Below are 17,866 nucleotides of genomic sequence, written 5' to 3' on the forward strand. Positions count from 1 at the left end.
AAGCGGTGGTGAAAGAAGTAACCCCAACCAGCACTAACGCAACCAGCACAGGTCCTCAGGGTGTTCCACAAACAGGCACTCCAAGCTTCCAAGGTGGCGATCCACTGGTTCCAATCGATGAAACAGTTGAGCCAACCTTCGAAGATGGAAGCAAAGAGAAGACTATTCCAGGTGAAGGAACTTACACGATTGCACCAGACGGCACAGTGACCTTCACCCCAGACAAACAGTTTGTCGGAAACCCAACTCCAGTTACAGTCAAACGTGTGGATAAGAACGGCACCCCAGTTACTGCAACTTATAGTCCAGAGTTTACGAAAGTAACACCAACAGGAACTAGCGCAACTAGCACGGGTCCTCAGGGTGTTCCACAAACCGGTACCCCAAGCTTCCAAGGTGGCGACCCACTGCTTCCAATTGATGAAACAGTTGAGCCAACCTTCGAAGATGGAAGCAAAGAGAAATCTATTCCAGGTCAAGGAACCTACACGATTGCGCCAGATGGTACAGTGACCTTCACCCCAGACAAGCAGTTTGTTGGGAACCCAGATCCAGTTACAGTGAAACGTGTGGATAAGAATGGCACCCCAGTTACTGCGACTTACAGCCCAGAGTTTACTAAGGTGACTCCAACTGGTAAAGATACTTCTTCAGTTAACATTAAGGGTCTTGTTCAAACAGGTACGCCAACATTTGAAGGTGGTAATCCGCTTGTTCCAATCGATGAAACTGTGGCGGCGACATTTGAAGATGGAACAACTGAAAAAGTGATTCCAGGTGAAGGAACTTATGCAATCTCACTAGATGGCATCGTCACCTTCACTCCAGAAGCTAATTTTGTAGGAAAAGGAACAGGCGTAACGATTGTCCGCAAGGATAAGAATGGTACTCCAGTTACTGCAAGCTATCGCCCAACAGTTGTAGATCCATCTACTGGTCATGACACGACTTCTACAGGAGCAAAAGGCCAACCACAAGTGGCAACACCAACGTTTGAAAGACATATCGATAGTACAGTTCCACCAACCTTTGAGGATGGCAGCACGACTATGGTTGTTCCGGGTGAAGGAAGCTATACAATTGATAAAGATGGTCAAATTACCTTTACTCCAGAACCAGACTTTGTTGGTACAGCTAAAGGATTGGTTGTGAAACGTCTGGATGTGTATGGAAATGTAGTTATTGCTCATTACACACCAACTGTCCTTGGACAAACACAAGTGAGTGATGCGACATCAGAAGGTCTTAAAGGTCAAACTCAGACTGGTAAACCAAACTTTACAGGTGATGTCGATCTGACAGTTCCGCCAACCTTTGAAGATGGAACAACTGAAAAAGTCGTTCCAGGCGAAGGAACTTATGTAATCTCACCAGATGGCACCGTCACCTTTACTCCTGAGGTAAACTTTGTAGGACAATCCAAAGGTGTGAAAGTGATCCGTAAAGACCGTAATGGAAATATCATTTCAGGATTCTATACTCCAACAGTAGTAGAACTTCCAGAGCAAGTGAAGCCGTCTGATAAAAAAGAACTTTCAGTACCTGATTCGAAACCAGATCAATTGACTCAAAACATCTCTGTAGAAAAAAATCAACTTCCAAATACAGGAAGTCAAGAAGATGGTTTGAAAAATCTAGGAATTCTAACAACCCTAGCAGGTGTCATGACACTTGGATTGCTAGGTAAAAAGAAACGAAACGATGAATCAGACTAATCATTTTTAAGAACCGAGAAATCGGTTCTTTTTTATGACATTTGTCATATTTCCTAGTGACAGAAGCATCTAGCTCCGTTTACTTCAAAGGACTATAATTGAAGTATGAAATGGAGGAAGAAGAAATGAAAAATAAAATGATTGTCGCAGTGAGTTTAGTAGCAGCAGGAGTTATGACCTATCTCATGTTTTCAGGATTGGACGAGGGTTTCTACCATTTTCCTTGGGAGCTCTTTGCTGGCTTTGGAATGATGTCTTGGCTTGTCAGAGAAGGTTTGAAATTATTCAGAGATGTGAAAAAGGAGTTTGAGGAATGAAAAAAGCAATCATCTATCTCTTTATCGGCTTGTCACTCTTGGTATGGTTAGTGGAAATGTTTACTGGTTGGTTTGACCAAACCTTGCTTCGGCAATTCATTCGTGGTGCTTGGGGTTTTGGATTTATGATTTTCGTTGTTTTCCCTATGGGAATGAAGTGGTTGAAAGGAGAATCTCATGACTGTGATTAAAGTTGAGAAATTGAGTAAGAAAATAAAAGACAAGGAGATCTTGCGGAACATCTCCTTTGAAATCAACGATGGTGAATGTGTCGCCTTGATCGGACCTAACGGAGCAGGTAAGACGACCTTGATTGATTGCCTCTTGGGCGACAAGTTCGTGAGCTCAGGTCAGATAGCTATTCAAGGCTTTGCACCAACAGATCCTCGATTAAAGCAGCTTATTTCTATCTTACCTCAAGAAAATACGGTGGTTCAAGACTTGAAAGTGAAAGAACTCTTATCCTTCTTTCAATCAATCTATCCAAACAGTCTCTCCAATCAAGAAATTGATGACTTGCTGAGATTTTCGGACAAACAGAAAAATCAGCTAGCGGGCAAGTTGTCTGGTGGGCAAAAACGTTTGTTCTCTTTTGTGTTGTCTTTAATAGGTCGTCCGAAAATTCTATTTTTAGACGAGCCAACTGCTGCCATGGATACCTCGACTCGTCAGCATTTTTGGGAAATTGTCAATCAGTTAAAGAAAAATGGTGTCACCATTGTCTATTCTTCCCACTATATCGAAGAGGTAGAACATACGGCTGACCGCATTTTGGTCCTCCACAAGGGAGAATTGATTCGCGATACGACGCCTTATGCCATGCGTGGTGAAGAACAAGAAAAACACTTTACGGTACCTCTAACTTATCAGGAAGTTATCAGCACTTTGGACCAGGTTCAAGAGCTTGAAATCAAGCAAAATGCTCTTTCCTTCACAACCAAAGAAGCCAGCCAGGTATGGAAAGTCTTGCAAGATCAGGGCTGCATGATCGAAGAAATTGAAGTTCGCAATCGAACTCTCTTAGACAGTATCTTCGAAACGACTCAAGATTAAAGGAGATTGACGATGAAAAATATGACAAGTCTCATGAAAGTGGAAATCATTCTGATGAAACGGCAAGCAGTCTACTACTTGCTATCCATCGGACTTCCAAGTGTGTTTTACCTTATCTTTTCTGGTATGATGTCAGGGTCAGATATTCCAGAAATTGCTCTTCAAGCCTATCTTTTTGCCATGACGCTCTTTAGTATCATGTCAAGTGCTTTTTTCAGTATCCCAAGCACACTCGAGTCTGATAAGACAAACAACTGGCAAAAATTGATTCAACATTCTCCCGTATCTATGGTAGAATATTATGTATCAAAACTGTTCAGTACCCTACTGACTTTCTTGTTATCAATTACAGTTGTCTTTTCAGTTGGTCATTTTGTCCGTGGAGTGACTCTGCCTTGGCTTGACTGGATGGTAATTGGTGCTATTTTGCTGATCGGAAGCGTTGTCTTTATCAGCATGGGGGTCTTGGTGAGCTTGCTACCCAGTGCTCAACTGATGACGGTTGTTGGAAATATTGCCTATATTGCTTTGGCTGTTCTAGGTGGACTGTGGTTCCCCTTGGATTCCTTCCCAGAATGGCTCCAATCTATTGGAAAGCTGACTCCAACCTATCAACTGATGCAGGTCGTCTCTACTTATTTGGAACACCATGAATTTAATATTCTTTCTGCCTTGGTTGTGCTAGGCTATACAGTTTTCTTTGGTGTACTGGTAATCCAGCTGAAAAAAAGGATTGAGGTAAAATAAATCTATGTTGGAAAAATTTAAAAACATTCATTATATGTTTCATATTTCAATTGTGTTTATCATCTTTCCTATAGCGGGCGTCATCGTTGGAGATTACCCGCTTTTAACCTTGCTATGGACCCTACTATTTGTACTTGCCTTCTATTTGGTTTTAATCAGTCAGAATCGCACCGTGCAGTGGCTAGCATGGTGGTCCATGCTTGTCTACATTTTTTATACATCTGTTTGGCTAAGTTCAGGTTTCACATGGTTTATCTTTTATTTATCCAATCTCCTTATTTATGAGCTGGATGAGATTTCTTTTCACTCTTGGCGTTTTGTCAGTTTTATTGTCCTGCAACCATTTATTCTGACCGGAATCTATATGGTCAATCATGTTAGTCCCTGGCAGCTACTCTTTTTCTTGGTGACCTTTATCTTTTCCGATGCAATGACCTTTGGTCTTTATCGAATTCGATTGTCGGAGGACATAAAAGAAGAAAAGATGAAACAAAATGCCAAGCTCAATCTTTTCTTGGCTGAAAACGAACGCAGTCGTATCGGTCAGGATCTCCATGACAGCCTAGGTCATACCTTTGCCATGTTGAGTGTGAAGACGGACCTTGCCCTCCAGCTTCTTCAAATGCAGGCCTATCCTCAAGTGGAAAAAGAATTAAAAGAAATTCATCAAATCAGTAAAGAATCCATGAATGAAGTCCGTACAATTATCGAAAATCTTAAAACAAGAACCCTTGCTTCCGAGTTTGCGACTGTTAAAAAAATGCTGGAAATTGCAGGAATTGAAACGGAAATCAATCACCAACTAGATACAGCTAGCCTAACTCAGGAATTAGAATCAACGGCCTCCATGATTTTGCTTGAGTTAGTGACCAACATCATCAAGCATGCTAAAGCATCGAAAGCTTACTTGAAATTAGAACGAACTGAGAAAGAACTCATCCTAACAGTGAGAGATGATGGCTGTGGCTTTGCTTCACTAAAAGGAGATGAACTCCATACCGTTCGAGACCGTGTCCTTCCTTTTTCAGGAGAAGTAAAGGTGATCATTCAGAAACATCCGACTGAAGTGCAGGTTCGGCTACCTTATAAGGAGAGAAATTAAGATGAAATTACTTGTTGCAGAAGATCAAAGTATGTTGCGAGATGCTATGTGCCAGTTGCTTACCTTTCAACCAGATGTAGAGTCTGTCCTACAAGCCAAGGATGGCCAAGAAGCAATCCAACTCTTAGAAAAGGAGTCTATAGATATCGCCATTCTTGACGTAGAAATGCCTGTTAAGACAGGCCTCGAAGTCTTGGAGTGGATACGAGCAGAAAAGCTAGAAACAAAGGTGGTTGTGGTGACGACCTTCAAACGTCCCGGATATTTTGAACGTGCGGTCAAGGCTGGAGTGGATGCTTATGTCTTGAAAGAAAGAAGCATTGCAGACCTCATGCAAACCTTGCACACTGTTCTCGAAGGACGCAAGGAATATTCGCCTGAATTGATGGAAGTGGTGATGACGCATCCTAACCCGTTAACAGAGCAAGAAATCGCTGTTTTAAAGGGAATTGCTCAGGGCTTATCCAATCAAGAGATTGCAGACCAGCTTTATCTATCAAATGGAACCGTCCGAAACTATGTCACCAATATTCTTTCGAAACTAGATGCTGGTAATCGAACAGAGGCAGCCAACATTGCAAAAGAATCTGGTTGGCTTTGATAAGAAGGGTTAAAAAATTCCGAAACGATAACTTGAATCAAAGGAAATCCATACTAGAAAGGAGGAGGTAAATCGCCTCCTTTTCTGGTTTAGAAAAGCGGTGAAAGCTAGTGTCAAAGAGTTAAAAGATCAGAATAAAAATGAAAAATATCTTGACAATGAAGGAAAAATTGTGTTACAATAATAGACGGTACTTTTTACTTTTGGTCTCTCAAAAGTGTACAGGGACGTGCTGACAAATGTTGCAAAAGTACACACAGATGGTAGCTGTCACCAAGTGTATCATCACCAAAAATAAAAAAACACAGGAGAATGTAGATGCCTACAATTAACCAATTGGTTCGCAAACCGCGTAAATCAAAAGTAGAAAAATCTAAATCACCAGCTTTGAACGTTGGTTACAACAGTCATAAAAAAGTTCAAACAAACGTTTCTTCACCACAAAAACGTGGTGTTGCAACTCGTGTGGGAACAATGACACCTAAAAAACCTAACTCTGCCCTTCGTAAATTCGCTCGTGTACGTTTGAGCAACCTTATCGAAGTTACTGCCTACATCCCAGGTATCGGACACAACTTGCAAGAGCACAGCGTGGTGCTTCTTCGTGGTGGACGTGTAAAAGACCTTCCAGGGGTACGTTACCATATCGTCCGTGGTGCACTTGATACTGCAGGTGTTAACGATCGTAAACAAGGCCGTTCTAAATACGGTACTAAACGTCCAAAAGCATAAGGAAAGGGGATAAAGAGAAATGAGTCGTAAAAATAGAGCTCCAAAACGTGACGTATTGCCAGATCCGCTTTACAATTCACAACTAGTTACTCGTCTTATCAACCGCGTTATGCTTGATGGTAAACGTGGTACAGCTGCTTCAATCGTTTACGGTGCTTTTGAGCAAATCAAAGAAGCTACTGGAAACGATGCACTTGAAGTATTTGAAACAGCTATGGAAAACATCATGCCTGTACTTGAAGTACGTGCACGTCGTGTTGGTGGATCTAACTACCAAGTCCCAGTTGAAGTTCGTCCAGAACGTCGTACAACACTTGGACTTCGTTGGTTGGTAACCATCGCTCGCCTTCGTGGTGAACACACAATGCAAGACCGTCTTGCAAAAGAAATCTTGGATGCTGCGAACAACACTGGTGCAGCAGTTAAGAAACGTGAAGACACTCACCGTATGGCTGAAGCTAACCGTGCCTTCGCACACTTCCGTTGGTAAAATCATGATGCTAGGAACGGTAAGGATGCAAGGTGAAAATAGGAAACTGACGCAGTATTCGACGAATACAAGGAAGTTTATCTTTTTCACACAGCATCCCGTTCCGGCTCAAATAGGCTAATTAACTTTAGCCCGAGTTCAATTCAACTTATCTACAAGTTGAAACCAACAAAAACAAGATAAACATTGAGAACGGGTAGGTCCTGCCTATCCGTTTTTATTAAAATCGTGTTATAATAGAATAGAAATTAAAATAAATAGGAGAAACAAACCTCATGGCACGCGAATTTTCACTTGAAAAAACTCGTAATATCGGTATCATGGCTCACGTCGATGCCGGTAAAACAACAACTACTGAGCGTATTCTTTACTACACTGGTAAAATCCACAAAATCGGTGAAACTCACGAAGGTGCGTCACAAATGGACTGGATGGAGCAAGAGCAAGAACGTGGTATCACTATCACATCTGCTGCGACAACAGCTCAATGGAACAACCACCGCGTAAACATCATCGACACACCAGGACACGTGGACTTCACAATCGAAGTACAACGTTCTCTTCGTGTATTGGACGGTGCGGTTACTGTTCTTGACTCACAATCAGGTGTTGAGCCTCAAACTGAAACAGTTTGGCGTCAAGCAACTGAGTACGGAGTTCCACGTATCGTATTTGCTAACAAAATGGACAAAATCGGTGCTGACTTCCTTTACTCAGTAAGCACACTTCACGACCGTCTTCAAGCAAACGCACACCCAATCCAATTGCCAATCGGTGCTGAAGATGACTTCCGCGGTATCATCGACTTGATCAAGATGAAAGCTGAAATCTATACTAACGACCTTGGTACAGATATCCTTGAAGAAGATATTCCAGCTGAATACCTTGACCAAGCTCAAGAATACCGTGAAAAATTGGTTGAAGCAGTTGCTGAAACTGATGAAGACTTGATGATGAAATACCTTGAAGGTGAAGAAATCACTAACGAAGAATTGAAAGCTGCTATCCGTAAAGCAACTATCAACGTTGAATTCTTCCCAGTATTGTGTGGTTCTGCCTTCAAGAACAAGGGTGTTCAATTGATGCTTGATGCGGTTATCGACTACCTTCCAAGCCCACTTGACATCCCAGCGATCAAAGGTATCAACCCAGATACAGACGAAGAAGAAACTCGCCCAGCATCTGACGAAGAGCCATTCGCAGCTCTTGCCTTCAAGATCATGACTGACCCATTCGTAGGTCGTTTGACATTCTTCCGTGTATACTCAGGTGTTCTCCAATCAGGTTCTTACGTATTGAACACTTCTAAAGGTAAACGTGAACGTATCGGACGTATCCTTCAAATGCACGCTAACAGCCGTCAAGAAATTGACACTGTTTACTCAGGTGATATCGCTGCTGCCGTTGGTTTGAAAGATACTACAACTGGTGACTCATTGACAGATGAAAAAGCTAAAATCATCCTTGAGTCAATCAACGTTCCAGAACCAGTTATCCAATTGATGGTTGAGCCTAAATCTAAAGCAGACCAAGACAAGATGGGTATCGCCCTTCAAAAATTGGCTGAAGAAGATCCAACATTCCGCGTTGAAACAAACGTTGAAACTGGTGAAACAGTTATCTCTGGTATGGGTGAGCTTCACCTTGATGTCCTTGTTGACCGTATGCGTCGTGAGTTCAAAGTTGAAGCGAACGTAGGTGCTCCTCAAGTATCTTACCGTGAAACATTCCGCGCTTCTACTCAAGCACGTGGATTCTTCAAACGTCAGTCTGGTGGTAAAGGTCAATTCGGTGATGTATGGATTGAATTTACTCCAAACGAAGAAGGTAAAGGATTCGAATTCGAAAACGCAATCGTCGGTGGTGTGGTTCCTCGTGAATTTATCCCAGCGGTTGAAAAAGGTTTGGTAGAATCTATGGCTAACGGTGTTCTTGCAGGTTACCCAATGGTTGACGTTAAAGCTAAGCTTTACGATGGTTCATACCACGATGTCGACTCATCTGAAACTGCCTTCAAGATCGCGGCTTCACTTGCCCTTAAAGAAGCTGCTAAATCAGCACAACCAGCTATCCTTGAGCCAATGATGCTTGTAACCATCACTGTTCCAGAAGAAAACCTTGGTGATGTTATGGGTCACGTAACTGCTCGTCGTGGACGTGTAGATGGTATGGAAGCACACGGTAACAGCCAAATCGTTCGTGCTTACGTTCCGCTTGCTGAAATGTTCGGTTACGCAACAGTTCTTCGTTCTGCATCTCAAGGACGTGGTACCTTCATGATGGTATTTGACCACTACGAAGATGTACCTAAGTCAGTACAAGAAGAAATCATTAAGAAAAACAAAGGTGAAGACTAATCAGTCCTCACTCTAGAAGGAAGTCACTTAGTGGCTTCCTTTTTTGTCTTTAACTATTCATTTTTGCTGAATATAGTATACGAATTTGGTCGCTAAGTGAGAAAAATACTAATTCTACCAAGTAAGAAAATATTCTAATTTGATAAATTAAAGTAAATAAAGGTTCTGAATTCCGTAGAAAAATTAATAAAAATGAGGGAAAGATTCATAAATACACTTTTAGATAGAAAATTCAGAAAATTGACTCTTTTGCCTTGAAAATTTTTGAAAAAATGGTATGATAGTAACAAGCTATTTTTTTAAGAGAAGAGAAAGGGGAATAATGGAGAAAATCAGTTTAGAATCTCCTAAGACGGGGTCGGACCTAGTTTTGGAAACACTTCGGGACTTAGGGATTGATACCATTTTTGGTTATCCTGGTGGTGCGGTCTTACCTTTGTATGATGCGATATACAATTTTAAAGGTATTCGCCACATCTTAGGACGCCATGAGCAAGGTTGTCTTCACGAAGCTGAAGGATATGCCAAATCAACTGGAAAGTTGGGCGTTGCCGTCGTCACGAGTGGGCCGGGAGCAACAAATGCCATTACAGGGATTGCAGATGCCATGAGCGATAGCGTTCCCCTTTTGGTCTTTACAGGTCAGGTTGCGCGAGCTGGAATTGGGAAAGATGCTTTTCAGGAGGCGGACATCGTGGGGATTACCATGCCCATTACCAAGTACAATTACCAAGTTCGTGAGACAGCAGATATTCCCCGTATCATTACGGAAGCTGTTCATATCGCAACGACAGGTCGTCCAGGTCCTGTTGTGATTGACTTGCCAAAGGATGTATCAGCTCTAGAGACAGATTTCATCTATTCACCGGAGGTGAATTTACCAAGTTACCAACCGACGCTTGAACCGAATGACATGCAAATCAAGAAAATCTTGAAGCAATTGTCAAAAGCCAAGAAACCTGTTTTGTTAGCAGGCGGTGGTATCAGCTATGCGGAAGCTTCTAAAGAGCTCAATGAATTTGCTGAACGTTACCAAATTCCAGTAGTCACTAGTCTTTTGGGGCAAGGAACCATTGCAACGAGTCATCCGCTCTTTCTAGGGATGGGAGGAATGCACGGTTCTTTCGCAGCCAATATTGCAATGACGGAAGCGGACTTTATGATTAGTATTGGTTGCCGTTTCGATGACCGCTTGACTGGGAACCCTAAGACCTTCGCGAAGAATGCTAAGGTTGCCCATATCGATGTTGACCCAGCTGAGATTGGTAAGATTATCAGTGCAGATATTCCTGTAGTGGGAGATGCTAAGAAAGCCTTGCAGATGCTACTGGCAGAACCAACTGTTCATAACAATACTGAAAAGTGGATTGAAAAAGTCACCAAGGACAAGAATCGAGTTCGTTCTTATGATAAGAAAGAACGTGTGGTTCAACCTCAGGCTGTCATTGAACGCATCGGTGAGTTGACGCATGGGGATGCTATTGTTGTTACTGACGTTGGACAACACCAAATGTGGACAGCCCAGTATTATCCTTACCAAAATGAGCGTCAGTTAGTCACTTCAGGTGGTTTGGGTACCATGGGATTCGGAGTTCCTGCAGCTATCGGAGCCAAGATTGCCAATCCAGAAAAAGAAGTCATCCTTTTTGTCGGTGATGGTGGCTTCCAAATGACCAACCAAGAGCTAGCGATCCTAAACATCTACAAGGTGCCGATTAAGGTTGTCATGTTGAATAACCACTCACTAGGAATGGTTCGTCAGTGGCAGGAATCCTTCTATGAGGGTAGAACTTCTGAGTCAGTCTTTGATACACTTCCTGACTTCCAGTTGATGGCACAGGCTTATGGCATCAAAAACTATAAATTTGATAATCCAGAGACGATAGAGAAGGATCTAGAAGTCATTCTGGAGGATGTGCCCATGTTTATCGAGGTGGATATTTCTCGTAAGGAACAGGTCTTACCGATGGTACCAGCTGGTAAGAGCAATCATGAGATGTTGGGGGTGAAGTTCCATGCGTAGAATGTTAACAGCTAGATTGCAAAACCGTTCAGGAGTTTTGAATCGTTTTACAGGTGTCCTTTCTCGTCGTCAAGTCAATATTGAGAGTATCTCGGTTGGTGCGACAGAGAACCCCAATGTATCTCGTATCACCATCATTATTGATGTAGCATCTCATGATGAAGTAGAGCAAATCATTAAACAGCTCAATCGTCAGATTGATGTGATTCGCATTCGAGATATCACAGATAAACCACACTTGGAAAGAGAAGTTATCTTGGTAAAAGTATCTGCTCCTGCTGAGAAGCGTGCAGAAATCTTGGCCATTATCCAACCTTTCCGTGCAACGGTAGTAGATGTGGCTCCAAGCTCAATCACCATCCAGATGACGGGAAATGCTGAAAAGAGTGAAGCTTTATTACGAGTGATTCGACCATATGGTATTAAAAATATCGCTCGTACGGGTGCAACTGGATTTACCCGCGACTAATACTCTTTGATTTTCATTGAGTATAAAATCCAGTTTAAATTTGTTAAACCAGCCTATAAGGCAATAAAAATAGAAAAGAGAGAAAAACTATGGCAGTTCAAATGGAATACGAAAAAGATGTTAAAGTAGCAGCGCTTGACGGTAAAAAAATCGCCGTAATCGGTTATGGTTCACAAGGACATGCGCATGCGCAAAACTTGCGTGACTCAGGTCGTGATGTCATCATCGGTGTGCGTCCAGGTAAATCTTTTGACAAAGCAAAAGAAGATGGTTTTGACACTTACACAGTAGCAGAAGCAACTAAATTGGCTGACGTTATCATGATCTTGGCACCAGACGAAATCCAACAAGAATTGTACGAAGCAGAAATCGCTCCAAACTTGGAAGCTGGAAATGCTGTTGGATTTGCTCATGGTTTCAATATCCACTTTGAATTTATCAAAGTTCCTGCAGATGTAGATGTCTTCATGTGTGCTCCTAAAGGACCAGGACACTTGGTACGTCGTACTTACGAAGAAGGATTTGGTGTGCCAGCTCTTTACGCAGTTTACCAAGATGCTACAGGAAATGCTAAAAACATTGCTATGGACTGGTGTAAAGGTGTTGGGGCAGCTCGTGTTGGTTTGCTTGAAACAACTTACAAAGAAGAAACTGAAGAAGATTTGTTTGGTGAACAAGCCGTACTTTGTGGTGGTTTGACTGCCCTTATCGAAGCAGGTTTTGAAGTCTTGACAGAAGCAGGCTATGCCCCAGAATTGGCTTACTTTGAAGTTCTTCATGAAATGAAATTGATCGTTGACTTGATCTATGAAGGTGGATTCAAGAAAATGCGTCAATCTATCTCAAACACTGCTGAATACGGTGACTATGTATCAGGTCCACGTGTGATTACTGAGCAAGTTAAAGAAAACATGAAAGCTGTTTTGGCAGATATCCAAAATGGAAAATTTGCAAATGACTTTGTAAATGACTACAAGGCTGGTCGTCCAAAATTAACTGCTTACCGTGAACAAGCAGCTAACCTTGAAATTGAAAAAGTTGGTGCAGAATTGCGTAAAGCAATGCCTTTCGTTGGTAAAAACGACGACGACGCATTCAAAATCTACAATTAATTCTTGTAAAGAGAGACAGAAGGCGAGTTGGGGGTACCTAACTCGTTTTTTATCTTGAAAAGTACTTGAGGAGGAGACAATGCTAAGTGCAAAAGATGTGGTGAGAGCCCACAAAGTTTTGAGTGGTGTAGTAGTTGATACACCACTAGAATATGATCATTATTTATCAGAAAAATACCAAGCAAAGATTTATCTCAAAAAGGAGAATGCGCAACGAGTTCGCTCTTTTAAGATTCGTGGAGCCTATTATGCCATTTCTCAACTATCAAAAGAAGAACGCGAGCGTGGTGTAGTCTGTGCCTCTGCGGGAAATCATGCCCAAGGTGTCGCCTATACTTGTAATGAGATGAAGATTCCTGCAACCATTTTTATGCCCATCACAACACCGCAACAAAAGATTGGGCAGGTTCGCTTTTTCGGTGGAGAGTTCGTGACAATCAAGTTGGTTGGGGATACCTTTGATGCTTCTGCTAAGGCAGCACAAGAATTTACATTGACAGAAAACCGCACCTTTATCGATCCTTTTGATGATGCGCATGTTCAGGCTGGTCAAGGGACTGTAGCCTATGAGATTCTTGAAGAAGCCCGTAAAGAGTCTATTGATTTTGACACAGTACTTGTACCAGTAGGTGGTGGCGGATTGATTGCCGGTGTTTCTACTTATATTAAGGAAACCAACCCGACCATTGAAGTGATTGGGGTAGAAGCTAATGGTGCTCGCTCTATGAAAGCTGCCTTTGAAGCTGGGGGACCAGTTAAGCTCAAAGAAATTGATAAGTTTGCTGATGGGATAGCCGTACAAAAGGTTGGACAATTAACCTATGAAGCGACCCGTAAGAATGTTGAAACGCTGATTGGGGTGGACGAGGGATTGATTTCCGAAACCTTGATTGATCTTTATTCCAAACAAGGTATTGTAGCAGAACCAGCCGGAGCTGCCAGCGTTGCAGCCTTGGAAGTTTTATCAGACTATATCAAAGGCAAGACGATTTGTTGTATTATTTCTGGAGGAAATAACGATATCAACCGCATGCCAGAGATGGAAGAACGTGCCTTGATTTACGATGGAATCAAGCATTACTTTGTAGTGAATTTCCCACAACGTCCAGGAGCTCTACGAGAGTTTGTAAATGACATTTTGGGGCCAAATGATGACATCACTCGTTTTGAATATATCAAACGAGCAAGCAAGGGGACAGGCCCTGTCTTGATTGGGGTAGCTCTTGCCAATAAGCATGATTATGCTGGCTTGATTCATCGAATGGAAAAGTTTGACCCATCTTATATTAATTTGAATGGGAACGAAACATTGTATAATATGCTAGTTTAAGCTAAAATAAAATTATTATCATATTATTTGCGTAATGATGTTGATGGTGCTATAATGAGGGTGACGAAAGGGGGAGATTCCCATGGTTTTACAAATTTTACTTATTTTATTGTTTTTAGTGGTGATTGCATCAGTGATTATGATTAGTTCTGTGTATGTGGTTCGACAACAATCGGTCGCTATCATAGAACGCTTTGGTAAATACCAAAAGTTGAGCAATAGTGGTATTCATTTACGAGCTCCTTTTGGAATTGATAGGATTGCGGCAAGAGTTCAACTACGCTTGTTGCAAAGTGAGATTGTTGTAGAGACAAAGACGCAAGATAATGTATTTGTAACGATGAATGTGGCAACTCAGTATCGAGTAAATGAAAATAACGTCACAGATGCCTATTATAAATTGATGCGTCCAGAAGCCCAAATTAAATCCTATATTGAAGATGCTTTGCGTTCATCTGTACCAAAGCTAACCCTAGATGAGTTGTTTGAGAAGAAGGATGAAATCGCCTTAGAAGTTCAAAAACAAGTGGCTGAAGAAATGTCTACGTATGGGTATATCATTGTCAAAACGCTGATTACTAAGGTTGAACCTGATGCTGAAGTAAAACAATCAATGAATGAAATTAACGCGGCTCAACGTAAGAGAGTTGCGGCGCAAGAGCTTGCTGAAGCAGATAAGATTAAAATCGTGACCGCAGCAGAAGCAGAAGCAGAAAAAGATCGCCTACATGGTGTAGGGATTGCAGAGCAGCGTAAAGCAATTGTTGACGGACTAGCTGATTCTATCCAAGAGTTAAAGGGAGCCAATGTTGAGCTAACTGAAGAACAAATCATGTCTATCCTATTAACGAACCAGTATTTAGATACGTTGAATAATTTTGCAGATAAAGAGGGTAATAATACAATCTTCCTACCAGCAAATCCTAATGGAGTCGAGGACATAAGAACTCATATATTATCGGCTTTAAAAGCCAAATAAAAATATGCAGAATAATATAGTTACGACGAATATATGTTTTTTTATTGACAAATGAAATAAAAACGTATACAATTAAGTATTGTAAAGAATAATTTAGGAGAAGAACATGGCTAAGTCGAACTTTGAAAAAGTAGAAGCAGTTGTTGGCTGGGTTCGTGATAAGAAAATCACAGGCTACCGTATCTCTAAAGAAACGAATGCGCGTGAAATGTCTATCATTGCTCTAGCACAAGGACGCGCAAAAGTTAAAAATATTTCATTTGAAACAGCTCTTGGTTTAATCGATTTCTATGAAAAAAATCATGAAAAATTTGAAGATTAAACTGTGGTCACAGGCAGATTCCTGAATCGAGTCTGCCTTTTCTTTACAATTACAAATTAAAAAGACTGCATTCTTTATGCAGTCTTTGTTTATTAGCTGAGATAGCGTTGAAGAAATTCTTTTGTCCGTTCTTCTTTAGGGTTCGTGAAGAGTTCTTCTGGTTTACCTTCTTCAGCAATGACGCCCTTATCCATAAAGATGACACGGTGAGAGACATCGCGAGCGAATTCCATTTCGTGGGTTACAACGATCATGGTCAAGCCTTCTTGAGCCAAATCCTGCATAATTTTGAGGACTTCTCCGACCATTTCAGGGTCAAGAGCAGATGTTGGTTCGTCGAAGAGAATGGCATCAGGATTCATGGAGAGAGCGCGGGCGATAGCCACACGTTGTTTCTGACCACCTGATAGTTGCTTCGGTTTGGCTTGCCAGTAACGTTCTCCCATACCAACTTTTTCGAGATTCTCTTTGGCAATTTTTTCAGCTTCAGAGTGGTCACGTTTGAGTACAGTTGTTTGGGCAACGATCGTATTTTCAAGGACATTCAGATTTTCAAAGAGATTGAAAGATTGGAAAACCATACCGAGCTTTTCACGATAATGGGTGAGGTTATAGCCTTTTTCTAAGACATTTTCTCCTCGATAGAGAATCTCACCCTCTGTAGGTGTTTCTAGTAAATTAATCGAACGAAGGAAGGTTGATTTTCCACTTCCTGAGCTCCCGATGATGGAAATAACCTCTCCTTTATGGACGGTGAGAGAAATGTCTTTTAGCACTTCGTTTTGCCCATAGGATTTTTTGAGGTGTTTGATTTCAAGGATTGCTTGTGTCATTTTTTCAAATCCTCCGTTTGCATTTGGTTAGCACCTGTAGTGTAAGTATCCATGTCCATACGACGTTCGATGAAGCGTAGGATACGGGTCACAGTAAAGGTGAGGACAAAGTAAATCACGGCGATGATGGTAAAGGTCTGGAAGTATTGATAAGTTTGTGTTGCTACAGTATTTCCTGAGAAATAAAGCTCAACAACTGAAATAACGTTCAATACAGAGGTATCTTTGATATTGATGACAAACTCATTACCAGTAGCAGGTAGAATATTACGGACAACCTGAGGTAGGACAATCTTACGCATGGTTTGATTGTGGGTCATACCAAGAGCAGTTGCAGCTTCAAACTGTCCTTTGTCAACTGCTAGAATACCACCACGGACGATTTCAGTCATGTAGGCACCTGTGTTGATTGAGACGATGAAGATAGCGGCTAGTGTGCGGTCAAGATTGATACCGAAAGCTTGGGCAGTTCCATAGTAGATAACCATGGATTGAACAATCATTGGTGTACCACGGAAGATCTCGATATAGACATTGAGAATCCAACCGACTAGTTTCTGTAGGGTGTACATTGCCTTGTTCTCAGATAGTGGAGCGGTACGGAAGACCCCGATTGCAAGTCCGATAAGGAGACCTGTGATGGTTCCGATAATGGAGATTAGGAGTGTGATACCAGCACCACGCAAGAGTTGTTGCCAGTTTTCAGAAAGGATCTTAGCAACTTGGCTAAAGAAACTACTTTCTTCCTCCGTTGTTGTAGACTCCACAGGTTGCTCTTTGATCATACGATCCATGAGGGCTACTTGTTCATCCTTAGAGATGGTTTCGATGCTCGCGTTGATTTGGCTGATGCGGCTGTCATCTTTACGAAGTCCAATGGCAATAGCTGTATCTTCTTCGCCAGTTTTGAAACCCGGTTGAGGTTGGATCATTTTGAACTTAGCGTTAGCAGACTCAGCGGTCATTGCTTCAGGTCGTTCAGAAACATAGGCATCAATAACACCAGCCTCCAGAGCTTGACGCATTTGGGCGAAGTCACCCATAGCTGTTTCTTTTTTGGCACCTGGAATTTGGGAAATCAGGTCATAAAGATAAACACCTTGTTGAGACGTGATTTTTGCTCCACTAAAGTCCTCTAAAGATTTGGCATTGGCATAGGCAGAGTCCTTTTTTACCAATAGAACCGGTTCGCTAGTATAGTAACTGCTTGAAAAAGCAATTTCTTGTTTGCGTTCAGCGGTTGGGCTCATACCGGCAATGATCATATCAATTTTGCCAGAAGTAAGGGCTGGAACAAGTCCTTCCCATTTGGTTTTCACAACCAAAGGTTCCTTACCAAGGTCTTTGGCAATCTTTTTAGCAATTTGAACATCGTAGCCGTTGGCATATTGGTTGGTACCGTCGATTTTGACGGCGCCGTTACTATCGTCGTCTTGGGTCCAGTTGAAGGGAGCGTAAGCTGCCTCCATCCCGATGCGTAAATATTCGTCGGCTTGGACTTGGCTAACTAGTCCTAAGGTAAGGGCTAGGCTAGCAAGGATAGATAAGCATAATTTTTTCATGTTTTCTCCTATTTCTAGTCTAAAAATGACTCTCTCTATTGTATCTAAAAATAGTGAGATTTTCAATACAAGTAAGCCTTTACTTATAAAAAATGATATAATGGTAAAAAGATTGAAAGGGA

17 protein-coding genes and 1 pseudogene are annotated in these 17,866 nt (G+C 41.8%); 16 read left to right on the top strand and 2 right to left on the bottom strand.

Annotated elements, in window-relative coordinates:
- The 16 genes and pseudogenes from GMD3S_RS0203370 to GMD3S_RS0203450 all read left to right on the top strand — a co-directional run.
- Positions 1-1,715 (top strand): annotated as a pseudogene (locus tag GMD3S_RS0203370) (YSIRK-type signal peptide-containing protein); the annotation flags it as partial.
- Positions 1,716-1,825: 110 nt separating this feature from the next.
- Positions 1,826-2,032 carry a hypothetical protein gene (locus tag GMD3S_RS0203375; RefSeq protein WP_000390700.1) on the top strand — a complete coding sequence of 69 codons (207 nt, stop codon included), beginning with the start codon at positions 1,826-1,828 and terminating at the stop codon, positions 2,030-2,032.
- Positions 2,029-2,223 (top strand): hypothetical protein, encoded by a 195-nt coding sequence (locus tag GMD3S_RS0203380; RefSeq protein WP_000709174.1) that lies wholly within the window; start codon positions 2,029-2,031, stop codon positions 2,221-2,223. The genes GMD3S_RS0203375 and GMD3S_RS0203380 overlap by 4 nt, the downstream gene beginning before the upstream one ends.
- Positions 2,210-3,085: an ABC transporter ATP-binding protein gene (locus GMD3S_RS0203385; protein ID WP_000216048.1), complete on the top strand. Its 876-nt coding sequence runs from the start codon at positions 2,210-2,212 to the stop codon at positions 3,083-3,085. The genes GMD3S_RS0203380 and GMD3S_RS0203385 overlap by 14 nt, the downstream gene beginning before the upstream one ends.
- 12 nt (positions 3,086-3,097) lie before the next feature.
- Positions 3,098-3,832, top strand: a complete 735-nt coding sequence (locus GMD3S_RS0203390) for an ABC transporter permease (RefSeq protein ID WP_000794227.1) — start codon at positions 3,098-3,100, stop codon at positions 3,830-3,832.
- 4 nt (positions 3,833-3,836) lie between these two features.
- A complete protein-coding gene (locus GMD3S_RS0203395; protein WP_000890228.1) occupies positions 3,837-4,934 on the top strand; it encodes a sensor histidine kinase in 1,098 nt (365 codons plus the stop codon).
- A 1-nt stretch (position 4,935) separates the two neighbouring features.
- The gene (locus GMD3S_RS0203400; protein WP_000772064.1) at positions 4,936-5,535 is read left to right on the top strand and encodes a response regulator transcription factor; all 600 of its coding nucleotides are present in this window, start codon (positions 4,936-4,938) and stop codon (positions 5,533-5,535) included.
- A 318-nt stretch (positions 5,536-5,853) separates the two neighbouring features.
- Complete coding sequence (gene rpsL / locus GMD3S_RS0203410; protein ID WP_001142332.1) at positions 5,854-6,267, top strand: 30S ribosomal protein S12; 414 nt, start codon at positions 5,854-5,856, stop codon at positions 6,265-6,267.
- Positions 6,268-6,286: 19 nt separating this feature from the next.
- Positions 6,287-6,757, top strand: coding sequence for a 30S ribosomal protein S7 (gene rpsG / locus GMD3S_RS0203415; protein WP_000087873.1), 471 nt, complete (start codon positions 6,287-6,289; stop codon positions 6,755-6,757).
- A 275-nt stretch (positions 6,758-7,032) separates the two neighbouring features.
- Positions 7,033-9,114 (top strand): elongation factor G, encoded by a 2,082-nt coding sequence (gene fusA / locus GMD3S_RS0203420; protein WP_000090339.1) that lies wholly within the window; start codon positions 7,033-7,035, stop codon positions 9,112-9,114.
- Positions 9,115-9,436: 322 nt separating this feature from the next.
- A complete protein-coding gene (locus tag GMD3S_RS0203425) occupies positions 9,437-11,137 on the top strand; it encodes an acetolactate synthase large subunit (RefSeq protein WP_000411749.1) in 1,701 nt (566 codons plus the stop codon).
- Positions 11,130-11,606 carry an acetolactate synthase small subunit gene (gene ilvN / locus GMD3S_RS0203430; RefSeq protein WP_001253813.1) on the top strand — a complete coding sequence of 159 codons (477 nt, stop codon included), beginning with the start codon at positions 11,130-11,132 and terminating at the stop codon, positions 11,604-11,606. The genes GMD3S_RS0203425 and ilvN overlap by 8 nt, the downstream gene beginning before the upstream one ends.
- Positions 11,607-11,695: 89 nt before the next feature.
- A complete protein-coding gene (ilvC, locus tag GMD3S_RS0203435) occupies positions 11,696-12,718 on the top strand; it encodes a ketol-acid reductoisomerase (protein ID WP_000290683.1) in 1,023 nt (340 codons plus the stop codon).
- A 79-nt stretch (positions 12,719-12,797) separates the two neighbouring features.
- A complete protein-coding gene (gene ilvA / locus GMD3S_RS0203440) occupies positions 12,798-14,048 on the top strand; it encodes a threonine ammonia-lyase IlvA (RefSeq protein ID WP_000947312.1) in 1,251 nt (416 codons plus the stop codon).
- Positions 14,049-14,130: 82 nt separating this feature from the next.
- Complete coding sequence (locus GMD3S_RS0203445) at positions 14,131-15,027, top strand: SPFH domain-containing protein (protein WP_000244061.1); 897 nt, start codon at positions 14,131-14,133, stop codon at positions 15,025-15,027.
- A 106-nt stretch (positions 15,028-15,133) separates the two neighbouring features.
- The gene (locus GMD3S_RS0203450; RefSeq protein WP_001130031.1) at positions 15,134-15,349 is read left to right on the top strand and encodes a capsule biosynthesis transcriptional regulator; all 216 of its coding nucleotides are present in this window, start codon (positions 15,134-15,136) and stop codon (positions 15,347-15,349) included.
- Between the two features lie 92 nt (positions 15,350-15,441).
- Here the strand turns inward: GMD3S_RS0203450 and GMD3S_RS0203455 are convergent, their stop codons facing one another.
- Both GMD3S_RS0203455 and GMD3S_RS0203460 read right to left on the bottom strand, forming a co-directional pair.
- Positions 15,442-16,182, bottom strand: coding sequence for an amino acid ABC transporter ATP-binding protein (locus tag GMD3S_RS0203455; protein WP_000189490.1), 741 nt, complete (start codon positions 16,180-16,182; stop codon positions 15,442-15,444).
- A complete protein-coding gene (locus tag GMD3S_RS0203460; protein WP_000732046.1) occupies positions 16,179-17,744 on the bottom strand; it encodes an ABC transporter substrate-binding protein/permease in 1,566 nt (521 codons plus the stop codon). The genes GMD3S_RS0203455 and GMD3S_RS0203460 overlap by 4 nt, the downstream gene beginning before the upstream one ends.
- Positions 17,745-17,866: the final 122 nt, after the last annotated feature.

The organism is Streptococcus sp. GMD3S (assembly GCF_000298695.2).
Classification (GTDB): Bacteria; Bacillota; Bacilli; order Lactobacillales; family Streptococcaceae; genus Streptococcus.